26 protein-coding genes are annotated in these 26,923 nt (G+C 70.0%); 16 read left to right on the top strand and 10 right to left on the bottom strand.

Annotation, left to right across the window (positions count from 1 at the left end; all coding sequences use genetic code 11):
* Nucleotides 1-122 precede the first annotated feature (122 nt).
* A complete protein-coding gene (locus tag M8J74_RS29965; RefSeq protein WP_308406123.1) occupies nucleotides 123-449 on the top strand; it encodes a zinc-binding dehydrogenase in 327 nt (108 codons plus the stop codon).
* 919 nt (nucleotides 450-1,368) lie between these two features.
* On the opposite strand, the gene M8J74_RS29960 is transcribed toward M8J74_RS29965, so the two are convergent.
* From M8J74_RS29960 to M8J74_RS29950, 3 genes are all read right to left on the bottom strand, one after another.
* Entirely contained in the window at nucleotides 1,369-2,307 is a 939-nt protein-coding gene (locus M8J74_RS29960; RefSeq protein ID WP_249839442.1) for a TIGR03619 family F420-dependent LLM class oxidoreductase, read from the bottom strand.
* Between the two features lie 105 nt (nucleotides 2,308-2,412).
* Nucleotides 2,413-3,699: a cytochrome P450 gene (locus M8J74_RS29955; protein WP_249839441.1), complete on the bottom strand. Its 1,287-nt coding sequence runs from the start codon at nucleotides 3,697-3,699 to the stop codon at nucleotides 2,413-2,415.
* Nucleotides 3,700-3,716: 17 nt separating this feature from the next.
* Nucleotides 3,717-5,036 (bottom strand): glutamine synthetase family protein, encoded by a 1,320-nt coding sequence (locus M8J74_RS29950; protein WP_283948762.1) that lies wholly within the window; start codon nucleotides 5,034-5,036, stop codon nucleotides 3,717-3,719.
* A 345-nt stretch (nucleotides 5,037-5,381) separates the two neighbouring features.
* On the opposite strand from M8J74_RS29950, the gene M8J74_RS29945 reads away from it, so the two are divergent.
* The 13 genes from M8J74_RS29945 to M8J74_RS29885 all read left to right on the top strand — a co-directional run bounded on the left by M8J74_RS29945 (nucleotide 5,382) and on the right by M8J74_RS29885 (nucleotide 18,518).
* Complete coding sequence (locus tag M8J74_RS29945) at nucleotides 5,382-5,570, top strand: ferredoxin (protein ID WP_249839439.1); 189 nt, start codon at nucleotides 5,382-5,384, stop codon at nucleotides 5,568-5,570.
* A gap of 2 nt (nucleotides 5,571-5,572) precedes the next feature.
* Complete coding sequence (locus tag M8J74_RS29940) at nucleotides 5,573-6,781, top strand: NAD(P)/FAD-dependent oxidoreductase (RefSeq protein ID WP_249839438.1); 1,209 nt, start codon at nucleotides 5,573-5,575, stop codon at nucleotides 6,779-6,781.
* 14 nt (nucleotides 6,782-6,795) lie between these two features.
* On the top strand, nucleotides 6,796-7,602 hold the full coding sequence (locus M8J74_RS29935) for an acetoacetate decarboxylase family protein (RefSeq protein WP_249839437.1): 807 nt from the start codon (nucleotides 6,796-6,798) through the stop codon (nucleotides 7,600-7,602).
* A gap of 34 nt (nucleotides 7,603-7,636) precedes the next feature.
* Nucleotides 7,637-9,100 (top strand): aldehyde dehydrogenase, encoded by a 1,464-nt coding sequence (locus tag M8J74_RS29930; RefSeq protein WP_249839436.1) that lies wholly within the window; start codon nucleotides 7,637-7,639, stop codon nucleotides 9,098-9,100.
* Nucleotides 9,093-10,019 carry a 3,4-dihydroxyphenylacetate 2,3-dioxygenase gene (locus tag M8J74_RS29925; RefSeq protein ID WP_249839435.1) on the top strand — a complete coding sequence of 309 codons (927 nt, stop codon included), beginning with the start codon at nucleotides 9,093-9,095 and terminating at the stop codon, nucleotides 10,017-10,019. The genes M8J74_RS29930 and M8J74_RS29925 overlap by 8 nt, the downstream gene beginning before the upstream one ends.
* Before the next feature lie 11 nt (nucleotides 10,020-10,030).
* Nucleotides 10,031-10,876, top strand: a complete 846-nt coding sequence (locus M8J74_RS29920; protein ID WP_249839434.1) for a fumarylacetoacetate hydrolase family protein — start codon at nucleotides 10,031-10,033, stop codon at nucleotides 10,874-10,876.
* A 47-nt stretch (nucleotides 10,877-10,923) separates the two neighbouring features.
* Nucleotides 10,924-11,526: a TetR/AcrR family transcriptional regulator gene (locus M8J74_RS29915; protein ID WP_249839433.1), complete on the top strand. Its 603-nt coding sequence runs from the start codon at nucleotides 10,924-10,926 to the stop codon at nucleotides 11,524-11,526.
* 221 nt (nucleotides 11,527-11,747) lie between these two features.
* Entirely contained in the window at nucleotides 11,748-12,944 is a 1,197-nt protein-coding gene (locus tag M8J74_RS29910) for a cytochrome P450 (protein ID WP_249839432.1), read from the top strand.
* A 32-nt stretch (nucleotides 12,945-12,976) separates the two neighbouring features.
* Nucleotides 12,977-13,189, top strand: coding sequence for a ferredoxin (locus M8J74_RS29905; protein ID WP_249839431.1), 213 nt, complete (start codon nucleotides 12,977-12,979; stop codon nucleotides 13,187-13,189).
* 645 nt (nucleotides 13,190-13,834) lie between these two features.
* The gene (locus tag M8J74_RS29900; protein WP_249839430.1) at nucleotides 13,835-15,292 is read left to right on the top strand and encodes an APC family permease; all 1,458 of its coding nucleotides are present in this window, start codon (nucleotides 13,835-13,837) and stop codon (nucleotides 15,290-15,292) included.
* Nucleotides 15,293-15,410: 118 nt separating this feature from the next.
* Nucleotides 15,411-16,901 (top strand): aldehyde dehydrogenase, encoded by a 1,491-nt coding sequence (locus M8J74_RS29895; protein ID WP_249839429.1) that lies wholly within the window; start codon nucleotides 15,411-15,413, stop codon nucleotides 16,899-16,901.
* Nucleotides 16,898-17,620 (top strand): gamma-glutamyl-gamma-aminobutyrate hydrolase family protein, encoded by a 723-nt coding sequence (locus M8J74_RS29890; protein ID WP_249839428.1) that lies wholly within the window; start codon nucleotides 16,898-16,900, stop codon nucleotides 17,618-17,620. Before M8J74_RS29895 ends, M8J74_RS29890 begins: the two co-directional genes overlap by 4 nt.
* 7 nt (nucleotides 17,621-17,627) lie before the next feature.
* Nucleotides 17,628-18,518, top strand: a complete 891-nt coding sequence (locus tag M8J74_RS29885; RefSeq protein WP_249839427.1) for a hypothetical protein — start codon at nucleotides 17,628-17,630, stop codon at nucleotides 18,516-18,518.
* A gap of 79 nt (nucleotides 18,519-18,597) precedes the next feature.
* On the opposite strand, the gene M8J74_RS45060 is transcribed toward M8J74_RS29885, so the two are convergent.
* From M8J74_RS45060 to M8J74_RS29870, 4 genes are read right to left on the bottom strand one after another with little or no spacing between them, the layout of a single operon-like run.
* The gene (locus tag M8J74_RS45060) at nucleotides 18,598-18,870 is read right to left on the bottom strand and encodes a cupin domain-containing protein (protein WP_372500314.1); all 273 of its coding nucleotides are present in this window, start codon (nucleotides 18,868-18,870) and stop codon (nucleotides 18,598-18,600) included.
* Entirely contained in the window at nucleotides 18,867-19,715 is an 849-nt protein-coding gene (locus M8J74_RS29880) for a bifunctional methylenetetrahydrofolate dehydrogenase/methenyltetrahydrofolate cyclohydrolase (RefSeq protein WP_249839426.1), read from the bottom strand. The genes M8J74_RS45060 and M8J74_RS29880 overlap by 4 nt, the downstream gene beginning before the upstream one ends.
* A gap of 23 nt (nucleotides 19,716-19,738) precedes the next feature.
* A complete protein-coding gene (purU, locus tag M8J74_RS29875; RefSeq protein WP_249839425.1) occupies nucleotides 19,739-20,584 on the bottom strand; it encodes a formyltetrahydrofolate deformylase in 846 nt (281 codons plus the stop codon).
* Nucleotides 20,585-20,602: 18 nt separating this feature from the next.
* Complete coding sequence (locus tag M8J74_RS29870; protein ID WP_249839424.1) at nucleotides 20,603-21,724, bottom strand: aminomethyl transferase family protein; 1,122 nt, start codon at nucleotides 21,722-21,724, stop codon at nucleotides 20,603-20,605.
* Nucleotides 21,725-21,842: 118 nt separating this feature from the next.
* Between M8J74_RS29870 and M8J74_RS29865 the strand changes: the two genes are divergently transcribed.
* Complete coding sequence (locus M8J74_RS29865) at nucleotides 21,843-22,526, top strand: TetR/AcrR family transcriptional regulator (protein ID WP_249839423.1); 684 nt, start codon at nucleotides 21,843-21,845, stop codon at nucleotides 22,524-22,526.
* Between the two features lie 243 nt (nucleotides 22,527-22,769).
* Here M8J74_RS29865 and M8J74_RS29860 read toward each other — a convergent pair whose 3' ends face one another.
* The 3 genes from M8J74_RS29860 to M8J74_RS29850 all read right to left on the bottom strand — a co-directional run bounded on the left by M8J74_RS29860 (nucleotide 22,770) and on the right by M8J74_RS29850 (nucleotide 25,339).
* Nucleotides 22,770-23,339, bottom strand: coding sequence for a MarR family winged helix-turn-helix transcriptional regulator (locus M8J74_RS29860; protein WP_249839422.1), 570 nt, complete (start codon nucleotides 23,337-23,339; stop codon nucleotides 22,770-22,772).
* A gap of 213 nt (nucleotides 23,340-23,552) precedes the next feature.
* On the bottom strand, nucleotides 23,553-24,674 hold the full coding sequence (locus M8J74_RS29855; protein ID WP_249839421.1) for a sensor histidine kinase: 1,122 nt from the start codon (nucleotides 24,672-24,674) through the stop codon (nucleotides 23,553-23,555).
* Nucleotides 24,674-25,339: a response regulator gene (locus M8J74_RS29850; RefSeq protein WP_249839444.1), complete on the bottom strand. Its 666-nt coding sequence runs from the start codon at nucleotides 25,337-25,339 to the stop codon at nucleotides 24,674-24,676. Before M8J74_RS29850 ends, M8J74_RS29855 begins: the two co-directional genes overlap by 1 nt.
* A gap of 741 nt (nucleotides 25,340-26,080) precedes the next feature.
* Here M8J74_RS29850 and M8J74_RS29845 point away from each other — a divergent pair.
* Nucleotides 26,081-26,923 (top strand): heparan-alpha-glucosaminide N-acetyltransferase domain-containing protein (locus M8J74_RS29845; RefSeq protein ID WP_249839420.1); only part of this gene is annotated, 843 nt, incomplete at its 3' end.

Genomic DNA, 26,923 nt, shown 5'->3' with positions numbered 1-26,923 from the left:
CCGTGTGCCGTCATGGTACGGCGGACACTTGATCGTCTTCGCTAGTCCGGCTACCTTCCACACGTGTTGGCCTTCGCACCACGGAAAACGCCCGGGATCGCGTCTCTTCACCGGCCCCGGGCGTGCAGACCGCCGTCCGTCAACTGGTCCGGTCCGGGAGACTCAGACGGATGACGAACGCGCCTTACCGCTTGTGTCCGTTGCCGTGTCCGTTGGGATACAGGACCACCTTGGTCCAGCCTTCGTCACGGGCGTCGAAGCGCTCATCGGCGGCGGGGGCCTCGTACCGACTGAGTTCGTGGGAGACCGCGGCCGCGGAACTGGGTCGGCAAGGCCGCTACACACCCCGCATCGAACAGACCTACCCCCTGGAGCGGATCGTCGACGCCCACGCGCACGCCGAGCGCGGACGCACACGCGGAAAGATCGTGATCTGCCAGCAAGACTGAACAAGCCTACGGCTCCGAACAGCTCAAATGCCGTGGGCTTCCGTCAATGTTGGTCGACGTCGGGCGGCCTTGCACGGCCCGGAGACGGCCCAGCGCTGGGGTTGCTCACTCAAGAGGTTGGGCCGCCACCCGCAGCTGTTTACTGTGTGGCCAGGTGAAGGTGCGGTCGGGTTCGAGGTGGGCGTCTCCCCAGCGGATGATGTGGATGCCGTTCTCTGGGTCGGCCGTGAAGAACAGACAGACGAGTCGTCGAGAGGGAAGAACCCGCCTTGCGGCGCTGGCCCGGGGCACAGAAGCATCCGACGGCGCGTGGGGGAAGCGTTGGCCGCCAACCGAGCACGTTCGAGAGGCTTGGGCCGGTCGGCGTACTTGAAGGGGAAGAGCGCGTGGTCGTTGATGACGGCGTACTCGTACCCGCGCACGTCTCGCACGGCTTGGTTCAGCTCATGAGTCATATCCTCGAGATTCTCGCGCACTGCCTCGGCCAGGGTGACGCCGTAGGGGTTGCGCTTGATCAGCCTCGCGGTGAGGTGAACGGCGTGAGCCCGAGCGAATTATTCCGGGATCGCTTCGACGAGCCTGCCGGCATGCCGCCCGCAACGGTCCACGGCCCAGTCCAACGGCTCACAGTTGATACCACCCGGCACAGGCATGCTGAGTCCCCTCTCTCCGAGACATCCCTAGGTGCGGACTCCGCTCCGGCGGTAAGGCGGTGTGGTGCTCCGCCATCTGTGTGCCCTGGCCATCGCGATGGCCAGGGCACACAGATGGCGCGGGACGTTCCCAGTGCTCGACCGTTGGCGCCGGCGATGTCGTCATGCCGTGGTCCTCGGCTTGTTCGGTGCGCTCTTCCACGGCCTGGTGCCGTTCGTCGTCAGCGGGCCGCTCGGGCCGAGATACCGGACGTCGACCGGCGCCGTCAGGCGGTCAGGGACTCCACGCGGCGCATCACCTCGCGACAGAAGGCGCCCACTCCGTTCGGGTCGTCGGTGAACTGCGAGGGCTTGACGCAGAAGGTGGTGAATCCCTGGGCCATCTGCTCGGGAATGGGCTCCAGAGCCTGCGCGAGGTCGGCGCAGGAGTTGTCGTCGGGGAACACGGCGCGGGTGCCGCCGATCATCTCCAGGTCGGCGATGTCGCGGCCCGCGGCGGCCATCGCGGTCTTGAGCGTCTGCATCTGCTCGGGTGTCACCTTGCCCAGCGGGTTGAAGGCGTGGCCGTACCGGACGATTCTGCGGACCATCGCGTCGTGCATGCCGGCGCCGCCGAAGCACAGCCTGGGTCCGTCCGGACGGTGGGCCTTGGGCTCGAAGTAGACGTCGTGGAAGGTGTAGTACTCGCTCTCGTGGGACACGGGAGAGGGACCCCACAACTTCGCCCAGATCTCCAGGTGTTCGTCGAGGAGCTTGCCGCGCCGGGAGAACGGAACACCTAGTGCCGCGTACTCGTCCCGGCTCCAGCTGACGTTGGGCAGCACGATCAGCCGGCCCTCGGAGAGAAGGTCGAGGGTGCCGAGTTCACGGGCCAGGAGCAGGGGGTGCCGCAGGGGAGCGATGACCGCCGACGCGGCGAGGCGCAGGCGCTCGGTGACGGCGGCGATCGCGCTGAGCAGCATGAGCGAGTGGGGCCACGGCGTGTGGGGGTCCTGGTTGCCGGGCAGGGCGTAGTCGCGGGGGTTGCCCATCACACCATGGGCTCCGGCGTCGGGGCCGAGCACGATGTGTTCACTGATCATCACGGAGTCGAATCCGGCGTCTTCGGCCTCGCGGGCCCAGCGGATCACGGTCGGCAGATCCGCGCGGCCGCCGGTCATGGTCCAGTTCTCGCTCAGGACGAGCTGCATGCGGGGAGTGGTCATGGGGGTGCTCCTCGGGCCGGGTGATGGGGCGGACGGACGAGGGGTGCGGCTGCCCGGGGCCGGCGCTCCGGGCAGCCGCACCTTCTGGGCGGCTCGGGCAGGCGGTCAGGCGAGGGTGACCTCGACGGGCAGCTTCTTGATGCCGTTGACGAAGTTGGAGCGCACGCGAGGGACTTCGCCCGTCAGGCGGATGTCCGCGATCCTCGGGATGAGTTCCTCGAACATGATGCGGATCTCGGTGCGGGCCAGCAGGTTGCCCAGGCACAGGTGCGGGCTGCCCTTGCCGAAGGTGACATGGTCGTTGTCGGCGCGGGTGACGTCGAAGTCGTAGGGGTTGCCGAAGACCTGCTCGTCGCGGTTGCCGGAGGCGTACCACATGACGACCTTGTCGCCTTCCTTGATGCACTTGCCGCCCAATTCCACGTCACGGGTCGCCGTGCGGCGGAAGTGGTAGACGGGGGAGGCCCAGCGCAGGAACTCCTCGACCGCGACGGGGATCAGGGACGGGTCCTCCTGAAGCCGGGCCAGCTGCTCGGGGTGCTGGAGGAGGGCCAGCATGGAGTGGGTGATGGTGTGGCGGGTGGTCTCGTTGCCGGCCACGACGAGGAGCAGGAAGTAGTTGTCGAAGTCCTGCGGCGAGAGGGGAACCCCGTCCTTGGGGGTGGTGTTCACGAGCCTCGACACCAGGTCGGTGCCGTCGCCGCCGCGTCGCTGCCGGGCCAGCTCGCGGCCGTATGCGAAGACCTCCAGCGAGGCGGGCGAGCGGAACGGCAGGTGCCGGTACTTCTCGCTCTCCTCGCTGTGCAGCAGGACGTCGGCGTAGTCGGGGTCGGTGTTGCCGATGATGCGGTTGCCCCAGTCGATGAGCTGCTGGTTGTCCTCCGGCGGAACGCCGAGGAGGCGGGCGAGGACGTTGATGGGGAAGTCGGCGGAGACCTCCTTGACGAAGTCGAAGCTCCCCTTGGCGAGCGCCGCGTCCAGGGTGGTGGCGGTCAGGCCGCGCAGGAAGTCGGTGTAGCTGTTGATGACGCTCGCGCCGAACTGGCGCTGGAGCAGGCTGCGCATGGCGCGGTGGCGGACGCCGTCCAGTTCCAGGATGGAGGCACGGGTCTTGATCTGGTCCTCGTCGACCTCTTCGAGGTTGACGAACTTCATCGAGGTGAAGGTCTCGGCGTCGCGGTCGACGCGGGCGATGTCGGCGTGCCGGGTCACCGCCCAGAAGCCGGAGTTGGGTGCCTGCTCGGGCTGCCAGTGCACCGGGTCCTGGTGGCGCAGGGTGTGGAACATGCGCCACGGGGTGATCCCGTCGGTGAAGTTGTCCAGGTCCGCGAGGTCGACGTCCGCCAGCGGCAGCGGTTCGTTCACGGCGGCGGTCGGGGTCTCGGTCGTCATCGTATGGCTCCCAGTCGTCACAGGTGGTAGGCGTACTCGGTGAACTCCCAGTCGGTGACGTGCCGTTGGAAGCGTTCGATCTCGTCTCGCTTGTAGGACAGAAAGGCGGTGGTGAAGTCCTTGCCGAGAACCTCGGTCAGTTCCGTGTCCGCTTCCAGGGCGTCCAGTGCGGCCGGCAGGCTCACGGGCAGGACGGCTGCCCTTGCGGTGTCGTAGCCGTATCCCTCCAGCGGGGCGGGGGGCTCCTCGCCGGCCAGCACGCCGAGCAGCGCGGCGGCGATCGTGCCCGCGATCAGCAGATACGGGTTGGCGCTGGCGTCACCGAGACGCAGTTCGAATCGGGCGCCGGAGCCGCGCTCGGGCGGGATGCGGACCATGGCGCTGCGGTTGTCCAGGCCCCAGTCGATCAGCCAGGGTGCGAGGGTGTCCGGTCCGAAACGCTTGTAGGAGTTCACGGTCGGGTTGGCCAGTGCGGCCAGGGCCGGGGCGTGGGCGAGGATGCCGGCGACGGCGTGGCGGGCGGTGGCGGACAGTCCGTACGGTCCGGCGGGATCGTCGAAGGCGTTGCCGCCCTCGTCGCCGTCGCAGGACAGGTGGAGATGGAAACCGGAGCCTCCGGCGTCGTTGAACGGCTTGGCCATGAAAGTGGCGAGTTTCCCTTCCTTCCGGGCCAGTTCCTTGATCGCGGACTTGAAGCGGAAGGCGCGGTCCGCGGCGGACAGGGCGTCGGAGTGGGTGAGGTTGATCTCGAACTGCCCGCCGTCGAACTCGTGGTTGCCGCTGGTCGCCCCGATGTTCATGTCCCGTAGCAGGCGCAGTGTGCGCAGCAGGTGGTTGTCGCCGTCGGCGCGCAGACCGGCGGTGTAGACGACGCCGGTGGTGCCCGAGTAACGCTCCCAGCCGCTCGGGGAGGCCGGGGCCCGGTCGCAGAGGAAGTACTCGAGTTCGGGACCGACCACAGGACGCAGGCCGTGTTCGGTGCACCGGTCGAGGACCGCGCGCAGCAGATCGCGGGGTGACTCGGGCGCGGACAGGCCGGTGGCCGGGTCGGTGACGTCGGCGAGACAGGAGGCGACGCCGGGCTCCCAGGGGAGGGCGACCAGGCTCTCCAGGTCGGGGCGCACGGTGATGTCGGGCAGGCCGGCGTCGAGACCGCCGGAGACGGGGACCACGTCGCCCTGGGGGCTGGTGTGGTAGACGGCCCTGCAGAAGGCCAGTCCGTGGTCGCAGGCCGACGGCAGGTGGTCCAGCAGGATGTCGCGTGCGCGATCGGTGCCGATGAGATCGGGATAGGTCACGCGCACCACGTCGATGCCCTCGGCGGCGAGCCGCTGCATGTGCTGACGGAGGCTGGGGGTTGGAGCTGCGCTCACCGATGTCTCCTCGGGCGCTTGGGGATGCAGGTGGCGAGAAAAGTCAGAAGTCCGGTGCCGGTCGGGACACGGCCGACTTGTTTGATGCCAAACGGTAGGAGTGCTGCAGGCGCCCCGCAAGAGGCGGATGGAAAAAAATTATCCGCATGGATAGGTATTGACCAGGGGTGAGCGGCTTCCTATGTTGTTTGAAGCCAAATGAGTAAGGGACTCCGGTGAACCGCCGGGCCCTTGGCCGGGGCCCGGCCGACAGCGGTCGGGCCCCTCTTCCTTCCCGCCCCGACGCCCTCACTTTCAGGAGGACCGGCCATGAAGGTCGTCGTCGACATGAACAAGTGCCAGGATCACGGCCAGTGCGTCTTCGCCGCCCCCGATGTCTTCTCCATGGACGACAGCGGCCACCTGGCCTACGTCTCCGACCCCGGCGACGCGCTGCGCGACGAGGTCGAGGAAGCCGCCGACGTGTGCCCGCTCCAGGCCATCCGTCTCGAGGGCTGACGATGAACACACGCATCGTCGTGGCCGGCGCCTCCATGGCCGGCCTGCGCGCGGCCGAACAGCTGCGGGCCGCCGGCTGGACCGGAGCCATCACGCTCGTCGGTGACGAGCCGCACATGCCCTACAACCGGCCTCCCCTGTCCAAGGAGGTCCTGGCCGGCAAGGCACCCTTCGAGTCTCTCGCCTTCCGCCCGCGGGCGAGTGTGGCCGACGCGGAATGGCGGCTGGGCACCAAGGTCGTCGCCGCACGCCTCGCGGAGAACATCGTCGAGTTCGACGACGGGGAAGCGCTCTCGTACGACGGACTGATCGTCGCCACCGGAATGCGGCCGCGGCGCCTGCGCTGCCCCGGCCCGCTCACCGGCCGGCACACCGTCCGCACCGTCGACGACGCGCAGGGCCTGCGGCAAGCCCTCACCCGGCCCGGAGCCCGGGTGGTCGTCGTCGGAGGCGGCTTCATCGGTTGCGAGGTCGCCGCCACCGCGGTCGCGCTCGGTGCCCGCGAGGTGACCGTCGTCGACCCGCTGCCCCTGCCGATGGTCGGCCCCCTGGGCGAGCTCCTCGCCAGGGCCCTGCTGACGCGCCACGAGGAACGGGGCGTGCGCTTCGCCCTCGGCACGGGCGTGACCGGCTTCACCGGAGACGACCATGTCACCGGCGTCGCCCTCGGCGACGGCACCGTCCTGCCAGCGGACGTCGTGGTCGAGTCGGTCGGCTCGGTCGCCAACACCGAGTGGCTGGACGGCAACGGCCTCGACCTGAGCGACGGCGTGCCCACCGACGGGCATCTGCGCGTCGGCGGACGCCCCGACGTCGTGGCCGTCGGTGACATAGCCCGCTTCCCCAACGCCCGCTACGACGGCGTACCGCGCCGGGTGGAGCACTGGTGCATCCCCACGGACACCGCCAAGCACGCCGCGAAAACCCTCGTCGCCGGGCTGGCCCGCACCGGCCACGACCTGCCCCCGTTCGCACCGCTGCCCACGTTCTGGAGCGACCAGCACGACTTTCGCCTGCAGTCCTTCGGCGCACCGGTGCTCGGCAAGGAGGACGTGCGCGTACTTCAGGGCGACCTCGACGGTGACGTCGTCGTCGGCTACCACGCCGGCGGCCGACTGGTCGGTGTCGTCGCCCTCGGCGGCCAGGCCGCGGCGGCCGCTGCCTCCCGCTACCGCGCCGACCTGCTCAAGCAGCCCGCCCTCACCGCCTAAGGACCTCGCTGATCATGACCACCGTCCGTGGATTCCTCTTCCCCAAGACGGCGAGCGGAGCCTCGTCGCTGATCCCCTCACCGCCCTACCGGTACTCCGGGGACCTGCTCACCGTCGAGTACCGCACCGACCCGGCCCGCGTGCGTGAACTGCTTCCCGAGCCCCTGGAACTCGCCGACGAGGACCCGGGAGCGGTGGCGCTGATCTGGGCCGACTGGCAGTCCTGCTCGGCGTCCGGCGCGGAGCTGCTCGACCCGGTGCTCTCCCAGTACAAGGAGGCCTTCGCGGTCGTCCGCTGCAAGTACCGGGGACAGACCTACTCGCGCTGCGTCTACATCTGGGTCGACAAGGACTTCGCCATCGCGCGTGGGCTGCACCAGGGCTACCCGAAGAAGCTCGGCTCGATCCACCAGACGCGCCCGCACCCGTACGGCCCCGCCCCGCGCATCGAAGCGGGGGCCCGTTTCGGCGCCACGCTCGCCGCCGCCGACCGGCGCCTCGCCCACACCGTGGTCACCCTGCGCGAGCCGTCGGAGACGAACGGCTTCGTCAACGCCCACCCGATGGCCCACCACCGCTGGCTGCCCTCCATCGAGAAGGGCAAGGGCCTCGCTCTCGACGAGCTGATCGAGTCGGGCGCCGCGTCCTTCGAGGCGGGACAGGCCTGGCGCGGCGACGCCGAGCTGGAGCTGTTCGACGCGCCCACCGAAGAACTGGCCCGCCTGGAGATCCGCGAGCCGATCGCCGCCTACTACCGCCAGGTCGGCGTCGTCTGGGACGGCGGCCGACTGCTGGAATCCGGCACCTCCGGCGCCGAGTAGAGCCCACCACCTCGTGAGACCGGAGGAACAGAGCATGAGCGAACACACCATCACCGTGGCCGGGGTCGCCATCGACACCCGGCACTGGATCGGCGGCGAGCGCGTCGCCTCGACACAGACGTTCCCGGACGTCTCGCCCATCGACGGCAGTACGATCGGCGACATCTGCCGGGGCACGGCCATGGAGGCGGCCGCCGCCGTGGCCGCCGCGAAAGCCGCGTTCCCCGCCTGGGCCGCCACCCCCCGCGCGGAACGCGCCCGCATCCTGCACGCCATCGCCGACGGGGTCGAGAAGCGGATCGAAGAGCTCGCCATCGTCGAGACCACCGACAACGGAGCCCTTCTGCGCTCCCACCGCCGTGGGGTGATGCCACGGGTGGCGCACAACTTCCGTTTCTTCGCGGACTGGCTACTGTCGCTGGAGCACGAGGACTTCGAGACGCGCGGCCACACCAACCACGTCAGCTGGGACCCGGCCGGCCCCTGCGTCCTGATCACCCCCTGGAACGCCCCGCTCATGCTGGCCACCTGGAAGGTCGCGCCGGCGCTGGCCGCCGGCGACACCGTGGTGCTCAAGCCCGCCGAGTGGTCGCCGCTGACCGCCTCCCTGCTGGCCGACATCGCCGCCGAGGCCGGGCTCCCGGCGGGCGTCCTGAACGTCGTCCAGGGCTACGGTTCCGAGATCGGCGACGCACTGACCTCGCACCCCGACGTGCGCCGGATCAGCTTCACCGGCTCGGTGCCCACGGCCAAGCGCATCGCGGAGTCGGCGGCCGCGAACCTCACGCCCCTGAGTCTCGAACTGGGCGGCAAGTCGCCGCTGCTGGTGTTCGCCGACGCGGACCTGGACCTCGCCGTCGACCTGGCCGTGGAGCAGTACGACAACGCCGGCCAGGTCTGCCTGGCGGGTACCCGGCTGCTGGTCGAGGAGGCGGTCGCGGAGGAGTTCACGCGCCGGTTCGTCCAGAAGGCGAGCACGCTGAAGCAGGGTGATCCGCGCGACGAGGCCATCGACATCGGACCCAACATCCACCCCCGCCAGCTGGAGAAGATCGACGGGTTCGTGCAGCGGGCCGTCGCGGCCGGTGCCCGCGCCGTCATCGGCGGCCAGCGGGGGGACGGCCAGTACTACGCGCCCACCCTGCTCACCGATGTGGCCCAGGACTCCGAGATCGTGCAGGAGGAGGTCTTCGGCCCTGTCCTGACGCTGCAGACCTTCACGGACGAGGAGGAGGCCGTCCGGCTCGCCAACGGCACCCGCTTCGGGCTGGCCGCCACCGTCTTCACGGGCGACCCCGACCGCGCCGAGCGCGTCACCGCGCGGCTGGTCGCGGGCACGGTGTGGGTGAACTGCTTCTTCGTCCGCGACCTGCAGGCACCCTTCGGCGGCTCCCGGCTCTCCGGTGTCGGCCGCGAGGGCGGCACCTGGAGCTTCGACTTCTACTGCGACGTGAAGAACACCGTGACCGCCCCCAGCGGCTGGAGGAACCATGGGTGAGATCGTCGGGGCGGGCCTGCTCGCCCACGTCCCCACCATCGTGCTGCCCGAGGAGACCCGGCTGGAGCTCAACGGGGGCAAGGAGATCACCCTCGTCACCGGACTGAACCAGCTCCGTCAGGACGTCTTCGCCCGCGACGACTACGACACCGTCGTCGTCCTGGACTCCCACTGGGCCACCACCGTCGAGTTCGTCGTCACCGCGCAGGCCCGCCGCGCCGGCCTGTTCACCTCCGAGGAGCTGCCGCGCGGGATGTGCCGGATGCCGTACGACTTCCCCGGTGATCCCGAACTGGCCGGGAACATCGCGAAGTTCGCCGACAAGCACGGCACCTGGATCACCGCGATCGACGACGACTATCTGCCGATCTACTACGCCACCATCAACCTCTGGAAGTTCCTCGGCGAGGGGCTGCCCGACAAACGGTGGGTGACCATCGGCGTCTGCCAGACCGGCGACATGGAGGACCACCTGCGGCTCGGCCGCGCCCTGGCCGACGGTATCGCCGCCACCCCGGGGCGACGCGTGCTGCTGATCGCCTCCGGTGCCCTCTCGCACACGTTCTGGCCGCTGCGTGAGCTGCGCGACCACGAGGCCGGCGACCCGGTGCACATCTTCACGCCCGAGGCCCGCGAGGCGGACTTCGAGCGGATCGCCTGGTTCAAGGAGGGCCGTCACGACAAGGTCCTCGACACGATGGACGCGTTCTGGAAGTACAAGCCGGAGGCCAAGTTCTTCCACTATCTGATGATGGCCGGTGCCCTCGGCGAGCGCGCCTGCGTCGCCACGGCCCGTCAGTACGGCGAGTACGAGAACTCGATCGGCACCGGCCAGGTGCACCTCTGGTTCGACCGCCCGGCCGACGGCTGGACCGGCACCGGCCTGCCCACCCCGCGCACCCCCCACAGCCGTATCTAGGAGTCCGTGACATGCCCGAGTACCGCCGCATCCTCCTCGACGGCGCCGCCGTCCAGGTCACCGTCGACGGTGACGAACTCGTCGCCGGGGACGGCCGCCGCGTCAAGACCGAGGACGCACAGCACCTGCCCCCGGTCGTCCCCTCCAAGGTCATCGCCGTCCATCTCAACCACGGCAGCCGCGTCGACGAGTTCCAGATCGACCTCCCCGAGACGCCCACCTACTTCCACAAGCCGACCTCGGCCCTCAACTCCCACAAGGGCGCCATCGTCCGCCCCGAGGGCTGCAAATGGCTCAACTACGAGGGCGAGGTCGCCATCGTCATCGGGAAGACCGCGCGCAACATCTCCCCGGCCGAAGCGGGCGAGTACATCGCCGGCTACACCATCGCCAACGACTACGGACTGCACGACTTCCGCGACACCGACGCCGGCTCCATGCTCCGCGTCAAGGGCTCCGACACCCTCTGCCCCCTCGGCCCCGGCCTGGTCACCGATTGGGACTTCCACGGCAAGTCCCTGCGCACCTACGTCAACGGCGAGGTCGTCCAGGACGGCTCCACCGACGAGATGAAGTGGGACATGCACTACCTCGTCGCTGACATCGCCCGCACGATCACCCTGTACCCGGGAGACGTACTGCTGTCCGGCACCCCGGCCAATTCCCGCCCCGTCCGGCCCGGAGACGTCGTCGAGGTCGAGGTGGAGGGCCTCGGCAGACTCACCAACCACATCGTCACCGGCCCCACTCCCGTCCGCACCGACGTGGGCGCCCAGCCCACCGAGTCGGAGGAAGTGCTGTCCACCGCGCTCGGCGGCGACTGGGAGTTCCGCGGCATCCGCCCGCCGAAGCGGTGACGCCTGCGGCGGTCTGCCGGACCCGGCGTACGGGTAGGGTCGCGTCCATGAGCGATTCCTCCGAAGAGCCACCCACCAGGCCCCGCAAGCGGGTGGACTACGGGACCGGCCGTGAGGCCCTGCTCAACGCGGCAGTGCGCGTGGTGGCCCGGGGCGGGCTGCGCAAGCTGACCTATCGCGCCGTGGCCGAAGAGGCCGGAGTCACGCACGGGCTCGTGGTGCACCACTTCGGTTCCCGGGACGCGCTGATCGAGGCAGCCCTCGAACACGCGGTGCGCACCAGCGCGAGTACGAGCTCTCTGGAACCCGGCACGGGCGACATCGCGGACTTCGCGGCGGGACTGGCGGACATGGTCACCCGCGAGCCGGCGATGCAGACGTTCCAGTACGAGCTCATGCTCGAATCCCGGCGCAGGCCCGAGCTGCTGCCGCAGATCCGCGCGCTGTACGACGAGTACTTCCAGGCCACGGAGAGGGAGCTGTCCCGCAGCCTGCCCGAGGGCACCAGCCCAGCCCTGACCCGGCTCGTCTTCGCCGCCCTGGAGGGTCTTGTGCTGCACCAACTGGTCCTCGACGAGCCGGAGGTCACCGAGGCCGCATTGAAGGAGCTGCGGTCACTGCTGACCCGACGGCCGGGGGACGCGGAGTAGTCGCCCCATTCGCGCAGAACAGCAGGTCAGAAAGAGCCCCCGTCGCACCGCGACGGGGGCTCTCGTCTGCTTCCGGCGGCGTGAAGAGTTGACTTCGTGCCCGCGAAGTCTTGACGAAATTATCCGAGTGGATAATTCTCGCGGTACGGCGCTCTGGCCGCCCCCTCTTCCACTCCCCAGCTCCCCCTCCGCCTCGCGCCCGATACGAGGAGTGTCACCACATGACCGTCACCACCGCAGGACCCGCGTCCGCCACCGAGGACCTGCTGCCCTTCCGGGACCCCGGCTTCCGCGGGGACCCGTACCCGTACTACGCGCGGCTGCGGCAGGAGCACCCGGTCTACCGGCATCCGGTCGGCCTGTACATCGTCTCCCGTTACGAGGACGTCGCCCGACTGATCCGCAACCCCAGCCTGAGCGTGCAGCAGCTCGACTTCGGGCCGGCCACCCCGATCCACCACACCATGCTCGGCAAGGACGCCCCCGACCACACGCGGCTGCGGCGGATCACGAACCGCTGGTTCACACCCAAGGCCGTCGAGGAGTGGTCCAAGGTGATGCGCGCCTCCGTGGAGGCGGTGCTCGACGAAGTCGAGAACGGCGACGGCACCCTGGATGCGGCCGACGGCCTCTCACTGAAGTGCACCTTCGAGACCACCTGCCACATCTTCGGCATCGAGCCGACCGAGATGGACACCATCCAGCGCAAGACCTACGAGATCGGACTGAGCCTCGGCCCCGGCGGCAACGACGAGGAAGCCAGAGCCGCCACCGAGGCGTTCGCCTGGTTCGCCGAGCACATCCGCCGGCTCGTGGCCGACAAGCGGGCCCGCCCCGGCGAGGGACTGATCGACGCCTTCATCGCCGCGCAGGACGAGGGCAGGATGACCGAGGAAGAGGTCGTCTACACCGTCTTCCTGTTCTTCGCCGTGGGCCACCTCGACGTCAAGCACCTGATCAACCACGGCATCTGGCTGATGACGCAGCGGCCCGAGCTGTTCGCCGCCTATCGGGACGAGCCGGAGGCGCGGCCCGGCATCATAAACGAGATCCTGCGGATCGACACACCCGAGTCGATGGTGGTGCGCCTGACCACCCAGGACACGGTCATCGGCGACACGACCGTACCGGCCGGAGAGGCGCTGGCCCTGCTCATCGCATCCGCCAACCGCGACCCCGACGTCTTCGCCGCCCCCGACACCTTCGACCACACCCGCCCGCTGGCCGCCAGCCGGCACCTGGCCTTCGGCTCGGGCATGCACGGCTGCGCCGGCCAGGTCCTGGCCCGCGCTGAGGCCGACATCGTCTTCAGCTCCATCGTCGACCGCTTCTCCGGTGTCGAGTTGGCGGGCGAACCCGCCTATGCGCACACCGAGTTCCTGCGCACCATCAACCACCTCCCCGTCCGTTTCCTCTGATCCCCCGACCCCTCCGAGAGACAGGAGCCGTCATGAAGGTCGAAGTCGATCTCAAGAAGTGCCAGGACCACGGCCAGTGCGTGTACGCCGCCCCAGAGCTGTTCGCGCTGGACGACGAGGGACGTCTGTCCCTGCGGTCGCAGGCGACGGACGTCTACCTGGCCGACGTGGACGAGGCGAGCGCCGAGGAGCTGTACGAGGCCGCCGAGGTCTGTCCGCTGCAGGCCATCACCGTGCACGCGTAGGGGCGAGAGCCCGGCATGCCGCCGATGGCGCCGGGGCCGCCGAAGAGCACGCGGGCGTCAGCGGTCCGCCCGTGGGCACGCCCAAGGGTGCGCGGCTCGTCCGGTCACTGCGGCACGGCGGCCGCCGGACGGGCACCGAGCGCACACTGCCCACCGTGCGGGGCGTCAATCAGAAGGCCGGGTCCGACTGCCCGGCTGCGCCTGGCCGGAGAGCGATCGCCTGCATGCCGCCGAGCTCAGCGAGAACGGCACCACGCCGGTGGCCGAGGAGCCCACGCCGCACCGCGGCACCTCCGGCGTTCGTCCACCGGCCGTCCCTGCGCGCACCGGGCTTTGATGGCCGGTCGGACCGGTCGAACATGTGCCACGCGTCCTCAGGCCTGGCGGTGCCGTCCGGGGCCGGAACGGGCGTCCCGGGGAAGTGCGCGGCTCGGCAACCGCGCGCGGTCGGGCCGGAGGCGACCCGTACACCGCACCACGGCCGACCTGACCTCCACCTGGGTCACGGTCCCGCAAAGACCTCCGTGTCCGCGGAAGGATCTTGCTGAAACCCCTTGCCAAACGGATAGTTCCAGCCCACCATGAGGCAACTCGTTTGGCCTAAAACAAACTCCCGCCCCTCCCCGTCCCCGGCAGGTGATTCGAGTGGACAGTCAGACCGCGGTTCCTCAGCAAACGGGTCATGATGCATCCATGGCAGGCAGGCTCAAGCCCGATTCTCTCGGTGTCCTGGGCATTCTCTTCTTCGTTCTCTCCGCCCAGGCGCCGTTGACGGGCATCGCGGGGGCCGTGCCCATCGCCGTCGCCATCGGCAACGGCGCCGGTGCTCCCGCCGCCTACCTCGCGGCCGGCGTCATCATCCTGCTCTTCTCCGTCGGATTCGTCGCCATGGGACGCCATGTCGTGGACGCCGGAGCCTTCTACACCTACATCGGCAAGGGGCTCGGCCGCCCGGCCGGTTCCGGCAGCGCCGGGGTCGCCCTCTTCGCCTACTGCGCCGTCCAGGCCGCCATGTACGGGCTGTACGGCGTCACGGTGAGCGGTCTGGTCGAGCACTACTCGGGCGCCCATGTCGCCTGGTGGGTCTGGACGCTGGTCACCATGGTGATCGTGCAGGCCCTCGGCGCCTCGGGCATCGAGATGGGCGCCAAGATCCTCGCCGTCTTCGTCCTGGCGGAGTTCAGCATCCTGATCGCCTTCGCCCTCGTGACGCTGTTCAAGGGCGGCGGACACGAGGGCCTGGGCTTCACGGACAGCTTCTCGCCGTCCGCCGCGCTCCAGGGCGCTCCCGGTGTGGCCCTGATGTTCGCCGTGGCGTCGATGTTCGGCTTCGAGGCCACCGCCATCTACGGCGAGGAGGCCCGCGAACCCCGCAAGACCGTCCCCCGGGCCACCTACCTGTCGGTCGCGGTGGTCACGGGCTTCTTCGCGTTCACCTCGTGGATGCTGATCTCGGCGCACGGCGCGTCCCAGGCGACGGGCGACGCCGGCAAGGCCCTGCAGAGCGGCGACGCGACAAGCTTCGTCTTCGCCCCGATCGCCGCCCTGTTCGGCGGCTGGGCGAACGACGTCCTGCCGATCCTGCTGGCCACCTCCCTCTTCGCGGGCATCCTGGCCTTCCACAACTCCGCCAACCGCTACCTGTTCTCCCTGGGCCGGGAGGGCCTGCTGCCCCACGCGCTGACCGCCATCAACCGGCGCCACTCGCCCTGGGTCGCGGGCACGGCGCAGACCGTGCTGTCCGTACTGCTGGTGATGCCCTTCGCCGTCCTCGGCAAGGACCCGGTGCTGACCCTCTTCTCCTGGTTCAGTGGAGTCGCCGTCCTCGGCGTCATGCTGCTGTACTTCCTGACCTCGGCCTCGATCGTCGTCTTCTTCCGCCGCTCGCACGCCGACACCCGCCCCTGGAACACGCTGTTCGCCCCCGTCCTGGGCGCCCTCGGCATCGCGGGTGCCATCTGGCTCATCATCGCCAACTTCACGACGCTGATCGGCGGTGACCGGACGACGGCCGTATGGCTCCAGCTCACCGTCCCGGCGGTGCTGGTCCTCGGCGTCGTCGCCGCCCGGCTGACGCGGTCCCGGACACAGACCGCCCACTGAACGCCGCTATGCCTCACCGATACGGCCGGAGCCTGCGCCCCGGCCGTATCCGGCCTTGTGCCGGAGCGCGTGAGTTGTTTTCGCCGAACGAAACCGATGAGACGGAGAGGAAGAGCGCGTGCTGAACGCCACCCACGAGGAACTGCTGCGCCGCGCCAAGGAACTCGACCTGCCCACGCAGCACCACATCGACGGCAGGAGCGAAGCCGGTGACGGTGGATCGTTCGCCGTGATCTCCCCGCGCGACGGCCAGAGCCTGGTCCAGGTCGCCGACGCGCGGGAGGCGGAGGTCGATCTCGCGGTAGCGGCGGCGCGCCGCGCCTTCGACACAGGGCCGTGGCCGCACCTTTCGCCCGCCGAGCGCGGCCGGATCCTGCTGCGGATCGCCGACCTGCTGGAGGAAAGGCGCGAGGAACTGGCACTGACCGTGAGCCTGGAGATGGGCAAACCGGTCACGGACGCGTACGCCATCGAGCTGCGCGCCGCGATCAACACCTTCCGCTGGTACGGGCAGCTCGCCGACAAGCTCACCGACGAGTCCCCCCACACCGCACCGGACGCGCTCGCTCTCATCACCCGGGAGCCGACCGGCGTCGTCGGAGCCGTCGTGCCCTGGAACTTCCCCCTCACCCTGGCGAGTTGGAAAGTCGCTCCCGCGCTCGCCGCCGGCTGCACGCTCGTCCTGAAGCCGTCGGAGTCCTCGCCGCTGTCCGCCCTCCTGCTCGGCCGCGCCGCCACCGACGCCGGACTGCCGCCCGGCGTACTCAACGTGGTGACCGGTGACGGACCGGTGGCCGGCCGGGCGCTCGGCCTCCACCCCGGCGTCGACGTCCTCGCCTTCACCGGTTCCACCGCCGTCGGCCGGCACTTCCTGCACTACGCCGCCGACTCCAATCTCAAGCGCGTCTGGCTGGAGCTCGGCGGCAAGTCGCCGAACATCGTCCTTCCCGACGCCCCCGACCTGGAAAAGGCCGCGGCGACCGCGGCCTGGGGCATCTTCTTCAACCAGGGCGAGATGTGCACCGCCCCCTCCCGGCTGCTGGTCCACTCCTCCATCGCCGAACAGGTCACCGAGGCCGTCGTGGCGCGGGCGCGCGAACTGCGGGTGGGCGACCCGCTCGACCCGGCCACCCAGATGGGCGCACTGGTCGGAGACAGCCACCTCGGCAGGGTCCTGGAGCATGTCGCCTGTGGCCTGGACGAAGGCGCCCGGCTGCGCGCGGGCGGGGGCCGGACCCTGGCCGAGACCGGCGGCAGCTATCTGCGGCCCACCGTGTTCGACCGGGTCGCCCCGGGCATGCGGCTGGCCCGCGAGGAGATCTTCGGCCCGGTCCTGTCCATCCTTGCCTTCGACGACCTCGACGAGGCGGTACGGCTGGCCAACGCCACCGAGTACGGCCTCGCCGCCGGCCTGTGGACCTCCGACCTGTCCACCGCCCACAAGGTCTCTCGCGCGCTGAAGGCCGGGACGGTCTGGGTCAACTGCTACGAGGAGGGCGACCTGACCGTCCCCTTCGGCGGCATGAAGCAGTCGGGCAACGGTCGCGACAAGTCCGCCCACGCCATCGAGAAGTACACCGAACTGAAGACCACCTGGATCCAGCTGTGACCCGTACGCACACGCGACCCCTGATCGCGATCCCGTCCCGGTTCGCCGCCAGCACGTCCGCGCTCCGCTACGCCGCCGAGGTCAACGCCCGCGCGCTGGTCGAGGCCGTGTGGCGGGCCGGGGGTGAGCCGGTGAGCGTCCACCCCGCCGAACCGGCCGGAGCCGACGTGGCCGAGCGCCTCACCCGCTTCGACGGCGTGCTGCTTCCGGGCGGCGGGGACCTGGCCCCGCACCGCTACGGCGCCACCGACACCCATGACAGCGTCTATGACGTCGACGACCTCCAGGACGTGTTCGACCTCGAAGTCGCCCGTCGGGCACTGGACTTGGGACTGCCCCTGCTGGCGATCTGCCGCGGGCTGCAGGTGGTGAACGTCGCCCTCGGCGGCAGCCTGGAACAGGACATGGGCGGCGCGGAGCGCGAACACCGACACATCGTCCACCCCGTCGCGATCCAGCGCGGCACGCTGCTCGAACGGGCCACCGGCGCCGAGAAGACGGAGGCATCCTGCTACCACCACCAGCGAGTCGACCGCATCGGCGTCGGCCTCACGGTCACCGCGCGGGCCGCCGACGGCACGGTGGAGGGACTCGAACTGCCCGGACACCCGGGGTGGTTCACGGGCGTGCAATGGCACCCCGAGGACACCGCGGACCACGACCCGGCCCAGCAGGCCCTGTTCGACGCACTGGTTGACGCCGCCCACCACAGACACTGACAACGACATGGCTCTCTTCGGCCCCAAGCGACAGGCGCCCCGCCTCGCCCCCGAACTCGACGATGTTCCGCTGGGCCGCGTGCTGAGAGGCATCGCCGCCGCCCGCGGACCGGGACCGCAGGACCTCGCCATCGCCCAGGTGGAGCGTCTCCTGCGGAACACCGGTGATGACTGGGACCGCCGCTGCCACCGGGTCGGGGTCCTCGCGCGGGCCGCGCCCGCGCTGGCCCGTACCTGGCGGGAACGCCGGCCACGCGACCCGGACGCCCTGGTACTGGCCACCTGGTCCGAACTGGCAACCGATCCGCGGGGTGCCCTGGCGATCTGCCGCGCCGCCACCGAGGCCGCCCCGGCAGATCCGACTCCGTGGGTGGCCGCGCTCGCGGCGCTGCGGCTCCTGGGCCGGCCGAGTTCTGAGCTCTCTCCCGTCTGGCAGGAGATACACGCGCGTGATCCTTGGCACCGGGAGGCACACCTGCAGATCCTGGGCTACCTCTCTCCGGAGGAGCAGGGCAGTCAGGCCGCGCTGCGTGACTTCCTCGACGACGCCGTCGCGGTCATGCCCTGGGACGCGCCGACGGCATGCCTGCCCCTGACGGCGGCTGTGCGGCAGTACCACCGTGAAAGGAGCAGCGGGGGAATCGAGGCGCTGGGAGTGAGCCGGTACTGGTCCCAGCCGCACACCGCACGACTGCTGGACCACGGCATGGCCCACTGGCTGCAGCCTGGTCACCTGCGTCACGCGGCCGCCGTCGCGGACCTGGGAACGCTCGCCTACGCCCTGGTCCGGGCAGGCCGCAGCGGCGATGCCGACCCGGTCTTCTCCGCGGTCGGCGGACTGGTGACGCCGTGGCCGTGGAACTACGAGGGGGACCCGGTGGAACAATTCGCCCGCTGAAGTCGCCTCCACGGGCCTGGTTCACCGTGCCGGCAGGTCGCGCGGCGCATGGTCCCGTGTGAGCAGGCGGACGGCAGGGTCAGTGGCGGGCATCCTGATCGGGACCGATCCGCCGGTAGCCGTGGACTCGGATCCCTCCTCCCTGGGGATCGGGGCCGTAGACGGCGAGCATCCGGGCGTAGTCAGGCGCCCAGTATCTGCCGACCGTGCCGGCCGGAACCAGGACGAGGTCCCCGGCGTGCGCTTCGGTCGGGTCCCCGTCGCACCCCACGAACACATGGCCTTCGAGAACGTAGTTGAGCTCGTCGCCGGTACCGCTTGGGCGGTACCGGCCCCGAGCCGTGTACGTCAGCCGCGCTCGGCCGCCTCGACGATGTTGGTCAGCAGCATGGCCCGGGTCATCGGCCCCACTCCGCCGACCGGCGGGGCGAAGGAGCCGGCGACCTGGTCGACGTCCGGGTGAACGTCTCCGAGGATGCCCTCGACGGTCCGGGTGATGCCCACGGACAGGACGGTGGCGCCGGGCTTGATCCAGGCGGGCTTGACCAGATGTGCCACGCCGGCGGCGGCCACGACCACGTCGGCGACGCGAGCGTGGGCGGCGATGTCCTGGGTGGCCTCGTGGCACAGGGTCACCGTGGCGTGCTCGGTGCCGCGGGTCAGCATCAGGCCGAGCGGGCGGCCCACGGTGAGTCCGCAGCCGATGACGCAGAACTGCTGCCCGGTGATGGGCACATGGTTGCGCCGCAGCAGGTCGATGATGCCGCGTGGGGTGCAGGGCAGCGGCCCCGGCATGCCCAGCACGAGACGGCCCAGGTTGGCGGGGTGGAGCCCGTCGGCGTCCTTGGCCGGGTCGATGAGCTCCAGCACGGCATGGGTGTCGATGTGGGCCGGCAGCGGCAGCTGGACGATGAAACCGGTGCAGGCCGAGTCGGCGTTGAGCCTGAACACGGCGGCCTCGACATCGGCCTGGGTGGCCGTGCCGGGCAGCTCCACCCGGATCGACGCCACGCCGACCTGGGCGCAGTCGCGGTGCTTGCCGCCGACGTAGGAGTGGCTGGCGGGGTCGTCGCCGACCAGGATGGTGCCGAGCCCGGGAGCGATGCCCCGGCCCTTCAGTACCTCCACCCGTTCGGCGAGTTCACGTTTGGTGTCGGCTGCCGCGGCCTTCCCGTCGAGCAGCGTCGCGGTGGTCATGTCGTACGAACCTCTCGGTGCTGTCAGGAGAAGACGACGGTGCGGGAGCCGGTGAGGACCACACGGTCTTCCGCGTGCAGCCGGACCGCCCGGGCCAGTACGACACGCTCGACGTCCCGGCCGATCGCGACGAGTTCGGGCGCGCTGTGACGGTGTCCGACGCGGACGACGTCCTGTTCGATGATCGGGCCCTCGTCCAGGTCGGCGGTGACGAAGTGGGCGGTGGCGCCGATGAGTTTGACGCCCCGGTCGTGGGCCTGGTGATAGGGCTTGGCTCCCTTGAAGCCCGGCAGGAACGAGTGGTGGATGTTGATGACTCTCCCGGACAGCTTGCGGCACAGGTCGTCGGAGAGGACCTGCATATAGCGGGCGAGTACCACGAAGTCGGTCTGGTGCGAGGCCACCAGCCGCAGCAGTTCGGCCTCCGCCTCGGGCTTGGTGTCGCGGGTGACCGGGAGGTGGACGAAGGGGATGCCGTACCGCTTCGCGACGGGCTCCAGGTCGGTGTGGTTGGAGACGATCAGCGGAATGTCGACGGGCAGTTCGCCCAGGTCCCAGCGGTAGAGCAGGTCGACCAGGCAGTGGTCGAACTTCGACACCATCAGCAGTACCCGGCGGCGCTGCTCCTCGGGCCGGACCGTCAGGACCGGGTCGAAGCGGGCCAGCCGCAGCGTGAGTTCGTCCCGCAGTTTCTCGGTGTCGGCCGCAGGTGTCTCCAGGCTCACACGAATGGTGAAGACGCCGGTGCCGGGATCGGAGAACTGGGCGCTCTCCAGGATGTTTCCCTCGACCTGGGCGACGCCCGCGGCGAGCGCGTGGACGATGCCCGGCTGGTCGGGGCAGCGGAGCGTGAGAATGTAGCGTTGCACGTCAGGATCTCCGTCGGGTCAGGCCCGCACGCGGGCGCGCTCGGGGTCGTACACGGGAGTGGGCCGCACCGTTGCCTCGGCCTCGGAGCCGTCGGTGGCGACGGCGGTCAGCGCTATGCCGGACTTCACGGCGTCGCGGTGAACCCGGGCCAGGCCGAGGGTGGCGCCGCCGAGGACGGGGGAGGGCAGCGCCATCGTCACGTAGCCGATGTCCCGGCCGTCCAGCTCCAGCCGGGCGCCCTCGGCGACCTCCGGCGCGGCGTCCACGACGACGCTGACCACACGGCCGCTGGCGCTGTCCTTCTTCGCCAGCAGTGCGTCCCGGCCCTGGAAGGGTCCCTTGTCGAAGTCGAGCGCCCAGCCCATCCGGCACTCGAACGGGGTGACCGTGTGGTCGTACTCCAGCTCTCCCATGATCATTCCGGCCTCGGTGCGGCAGGTCAGCAGGGCGATGGCGCCGAAGGCCCTGATGCCCAGGCCGGCTCCGGCCTCGAAGACCGCGTCCCACAGCTCCAACGCGCGCTCCCGCGGGACCTGGATCTCGTAGCCGAGCTCGGCGGTGAACCCGAGTCGGCTCACCTGCGCGGGGATGCCCGCGACGGGAGCGTCGCGCAGGAAGGTGTAGTAGGGGAACGCCGCGTTGGACACATCCACGTCCGTGAGGCGCCGCAGGACATCGCGGCTGCGCGGGCCCTGCAGGGTGAGGACGGCGGACTCGTCACGGCGCTCGGTGACCGCGGTCCCGGCGGGGGCGTGGGCCGCCAGTGCCTTCTGGGTGGCCGGGTTGCCGCCGGTGACGACGACGTGGTCGGGCGCGAGCACGGCCACGGTCACGTCGTCCAGCATCATCCCGTCGGCGTCGACCACGACTCCGTAAGCGATGCGTCCGGTGCCCAGCCCCTTGACGCTGCGCGAGAAGACGGCGTCGACGGTGGCGACGGCGTCCTCACCCTCGACGTGCCACTTGTAGAGCATCGAGTACTCGGAGGCCCCGACGGCGGTGCGGATGGCCTCGTACTCCTCAGCCGGATCACCGATGGCAAGCGGTACGGCGTTGCCATAGACGTCGATCCACTCCTCGACGTGGTCCGCGTAGCGGGGAGCGAACGGGGTGGTGCTCAGTCCTTCGGGGATGGCCATGGGAACTCCAGTGGAGAGGGGAGACGTGCGCTGCAGCGAGAATCTATCCATCTGGATAACTTGTCAATAGGATAGATTGGCCTTCGGGGACCGCTCAGACAGGGGGAAGGGAGGGTCAGTGACTGCCGAGGCGGAAACAGACGGAGACATCGGCCAGGAGGCCCGACCCGGTTACGGCGAAGGCCGCGGGGCCCTCCTGGAAGCGGCCGTCAGGGTGGTGGCCCGTGGCGGTCTGCGGAAACTGACCTACCGTGCCGTCGCAGCCGAGGCCGGTGTCACGCACGGACTGGTCGCCCACCACTTCGGTTCGCGTGACACGCTGCTCGAAGAAGCGCTGCGGTGGTGCGTCACCCGGAGCATCGAGACCTCCTCGCTGGTGCCCGCCAGCGGAAGGCTCGAGGACTTCGCAGCGACCCTGGCGGACTTCATCGCGGCCGACCCCGACATTCAGGCCTTCCAGTACGAGCTCAAGCTCGAATCCAGCCGGCGGCCGGAACTGCGCCACCACGTCGACCTGCTCTACGACGCCTACCGCGATGCCGTACGCGAGGCACTGGCCTGCTTCGACGTGTCACAGGAGATGACGGAGATCGTTTTCGCCGCTCTGGACGGCATGGTCTTCCATCAGGTCACGTCCGGCGCACCGGGCCGCACCGAGCAGAGCGTCGACGCCTTGCGCCGGCTCCTGGGGGCCTATCGCGCACAGGCGTCATCGAGGGCGACCGGCGGTACGACGAATGAGCCGAAGCTCTCCTGCACTCCCTGGACGAGCGGCGAAGACGATCATTTCGAAAGGCCGTGACCAGCGACTCCGGCCGCACGGCGGGTCTTCCTCGGCTGAACCGACGCCCGTCGGCGCGACTGCGGTGCTGGAGCAGCACCTGCGGTTCACCGGGCGGAGCCGGGAAGCGGAGGAACTGTTCGCTCTGGCGTCCGACGAGGTCCTCGGCCGGTCAGCCGACGTTGTCCTGGCCGCCTGAAGGCCGGGCCCCTGCGAACAGTCTCTGGCAGCGATCCGGGTACCCTCGCCCGGGACTGTCGCGGATCAGGCCTTACGGCGGCCGCTGCGGCGTGGCGCGGGGGCGGCACCGCCCAACAGATCCTGGCGGCGCTTCTCGCCGTTCTCCTCCACCTGCAGCACCACCCGGCGCAGGCCCTCGGCGACGGTCTGGCAGTCCGCGTCGCTGAGCTGCCCGGTGACGAAGGATTCCTCCTCGTTGAACGCCGGAAAGAGGCGCTGCATCAGCTGCTCCCCTTCGTCGGTCAGGCTCAGAAGCACCAGCCTCCCGTCAGTGGGATGGTCTGCTCGCTGCACAAGCCCTCGACTTTCCAACGTCCGGGCAACCCCCGTGAGCGTGCCCTTGGAAATCCCGGCTTCTTCGGCCACGTGCCGCGTCTCCGACTCGCCCCAGATCCAGATGACCCAGAGCACCACGAAGGCGGTCCAGGTCAGGTCGACGCCGCGCAGCACGGAGTTCTCCAGGTGCTGCCGCACCGCCGAGGCGGCGCGATAAATGTTGGCGACAACGGCCATCTGGTCATGCCGGACGGGGATACCGCCGAGCCTGGCCGCTGCCAGTCTCTCGGCTTCGGCGATGGATCGCTGGCCGGGCATGGGCACGCTCCTTCGGGCCGCCTGAGAAGCCATGAGTCATGAGAATTGTTCGGGCCCAAATTATACGATGTCTCGTTGCCCTGGACCTCATGAGGGTCAACTCCTCGGGGCGGGGGCGCCCCATGGGCGGAGGGCTGCGCGCGCGTGCCGGTAGGTAGGGGACCCAGGTCGCGTTCCGCGAAGCAGCGCCGAGCTGCGTCGGGCGGGTTGTGCTCAGGTGGGACGGGTGGGGGCCTGTAGTTCGATCTCGTATCCGCCTTGCGGGGTGGGTTCGGCGGTGAGGGTGCCGCTGAGCAGATCGGCGCGTTCTCTCAGGCCGATCAGACCGTGCCGGGCGCTGGGCAGGGCGACGGATGGGCGGGTCGGGGCGCTGTTGGTGATGGTGACGCCGAAGTGCTGCGCGGCGTGCCACAGACGCACCTCGGCGCGGGCGCCGGGGGCGTGCTTGCGCACGTTCGTGAGGGCTTCCTGGACCGTGCGGTAGACGGTGCGTTGGGCGGTTGTGCTGATGCCGGGCGGGAGCCCGCCGGTCAAAGTGGTCTCGATGCCGCTGTTGGCGATCAGCTGCTGGAGGTCGGCGAGGGTGGGCTGGGGGGTGAGTTCGGTTTCCTTGCCGCCGGAGGCGCGCAGCAAGGTGACCATGTGGCGGAGTTCGTCGAGGGTGTTCACGCTCAGGGTGCGGATGGTGCGGGCTGCGTCGCGGGCGGCGGGGTCCTTGGCGGCGACCTGCAGGGCTCCGGCCTGTACGGCGATGAGGCTGACCTGGTGGGAGACGACGTCGTGCATCTCCCGGGCCAATTGGGCGCGTTCACGGGCGAGGACGGTCTGGGCGTACAGGGCGCGTTCGTGTTCGCGGGCCACTTCGACCTCGACGAGCCGGCGGGCCACCTCGATTCTGGCCTGGACGAGCTGGCCGAACAGGATCGGGGCGAAGGCCGTGGCCAGCGTGTAGACGAACTGGATGACCGTCCAGGTCTGATCGCCGGACAACGACTCGGACAGCGGCCAGGCGATGGTACTCGCGGCCGCGTTCAGCAGGGCGCAGCCGGCCAGCAGCGGGCGGTTGCGGGTGCGCGTGGCAAGTGTGTACAGGGCGGCGATCGGCGCGACCGCCACGTCCATGAACAGGGTCATGGGCAGAGTCAGCAGGAAGACCACCAGTGGAAAGCGGCTGCGCAGGACCAGTCCTACGCAGCCGAGGGCGGCACAGGCCCACATGAACGACGTCGCCTCGCCGTAGAGGTTGATCCAGGCGTCGAGCGCGGCAAGCACGACGAGGCCCGCGTCGACGACCCAGGACGGCACCCGCCGCCACAGTGCACCACCCGTGCTCATCACCCGTTGCTCCATCCGGTGTCGGCGTCGTCGCCGCTGAGCAGCCCGGCGCGCTCCGCGAGGAGCGCCGCCTGAACGCGGCTGGAGACCCGGAGCTTGGTCAGGATCGAGCTGACGTGGTCTTTGACGGTGCCCGCGCTGAGATGGAGGCGGGTGCCGATCTCGACGTTGGACAGTCCTTCCGCGATCAGGACGAGGACGTCACGTTCGCGGTCGCTGAGCAGATTCACGCGCGCCACGTCCGCGTCCTGGGGCGCGCCCGGACCCGGATGGCTGCGCAGCAGAGCCCGCGAGGCCTTCGGGGACAGCACGACTCCACCCGCGGCCAGGGTGCGTACGAGGTGGGCGAGTTGTTCGGGCTCGGTGTCCTTGAGCAGGAAGCCCGCGGCTCCCGAGCGCAGCGCGGTCACGATGTACTCGTCGGTGTCGAAGGTGGTCAGCATGGCCACCGTCGGCGGCTCGGCCAGCGTCTGGATCTCCCTCAGGACGGTCAGGCCGTCCACATCGGGCATGCGGATGTCGAGGAGCACGACGTCCGGGTGCTCACGCCGGATCACGTCGGCGGCCTGCGATCCTTGCGCGGTCGCCACGACCTGGATGCCGTCGGAGGCGTTCAGGATCAGCTCGAACCCGGACCGCACCAGCGCCTCGTCGTCCACCACCACTACCCGGATCACCGGCGTTCCGCCTCACACTCGTCACACTGTCTGCTCTGTCCAGCTTCTCGACGACCCGTAGGCCCCTGCACCCCGCATCGGGGCGTCCTCGTTCCCGTACGGTGATCGCCTGCCGACGACAGTACGTCGGGCGAGGTCCGCGACGGTGCGGCCGCTATGGACACCCGCCACCCGGCAGGCGGGTTCCAGCCGGTCGGGGGAGCGGTCCGGCACGTCGGCGGGAGGGTGGGCGAGGCGGCTCGGCGCACGGCGTCCGTGATTCCCGTCCGGTGGGATCGTTCCGGTGCGACCTGGGGGTGGTCGGCCCTCGGCGGGCATCGCATACCTGGCCGTCGCCGTGCATGTGGTGCTGCTGGTCGCCCGGGGGCCTGCTCGGGGCCCGCGCCGGGGGTTGCGGGTGGGGCCTCGCCTTGGAGGTCGGCACGGTGGGACGCGTTACCCGGGCTTGCGGTCGTGGTGGCCGACGCCGCCACGGGACACGGCAGTTGGCCGGCCGGGCCCGCCGACCGCACGGCGCGGCACTGTTCCGCCGGTCGGCGGGGCGGTCCCGGCCGGTCGGCGGGGGTGTGGCCGAAGCCTGCCGGATGGTCCGCGGCCTGAAGGCACCGAAGGATTTTCCGTATGACACAGACACACCCGCCCCGGGAGACACCGGCTCCGCAGGAGAACTCGCCTCCACCGCCCCGCACTTCACCCGAGCCCGCCGGGCAGACCCCAGGCGGCCCCTCGATGGGACGCCTGGTCGGGGTGGATCTGGCCCGCGCGCTGGCGGTGTTCGGCATGTACGTCGTGCACATCGGGCCGCCCTTGTCGGCCACACACGGCGTCGCCGGCTGGGTCCGGTACATTGCCGACGGCCACTCGTCGGTCCTGTTCGCCACTCTCGCCGGATTTTCGCTGATGCTGATCGCAGGCCGCTTCGAGCCGAAAACCGGACTGGCCGGCCGACAGGCCAAGGCGCGGATCGCGATCCGCGCCGTGATCCTGCTGGCGCTGGGCACCGCCATGGCGATGGAATACGGCGGCGTGATCATCCTGGGCTTCTACGGCGTCTACTTCCTCCTCGCCCTGCCCCTGGTGCGACTGAGCGCGGGGACCCTCGCGATGATCGCGGCGGGGCTCGCACTCGTCACGCCGCAGCTGTCGTTCGTCCTGACCATGCGGCTGAGCGACTCCGTCCAGCAGAGCATCAACGCCTACGACCCGCTCCGCCACCTCAGCGAGGTGGGAGCGCTCGATCTGCTGCTCACCGGTTTCTACCCGGCGCTCACCTGGATGCCGTTCGTGATCGCCGGTATGGCGCTGGGCCGCATGGACCTGTCGGCGGCCGCCATCCAGCGGCGCCTGGCGGCGCTCGGCGCTTGTCTCGTCGTGGGGGCTTACGGCTTGTCCCTGTTGCTGGCGGGCAAGAACGCGTTGCGTAGCACGGCGGAGGACATGTCGTCGTCCAGTGGCTCCGGGGCGGCGTCCATGGGCAGCGGGTCCGGCGAGCCCCAGCGGTCGTTCTCGGAACTGTTGACCGCCGGGCCGCACAGCGGCACCACGTTCGACATCATCGGCAGCGTGGGCGTC

Origin of the sequence: Streptomyces panaciradicis (assembly GCF_023516615.1) — a bacterium.
Taxonomy (GTDB): Bacteria; Actinomycetota; Actinomycetes; order Streptomycetales; family Streptomycetaceae; genus Streptomyces; species Streptomyces panaciradicis.
This window is presented reverse-complemented; position numbering and strand designations above follow the sequence as displayed.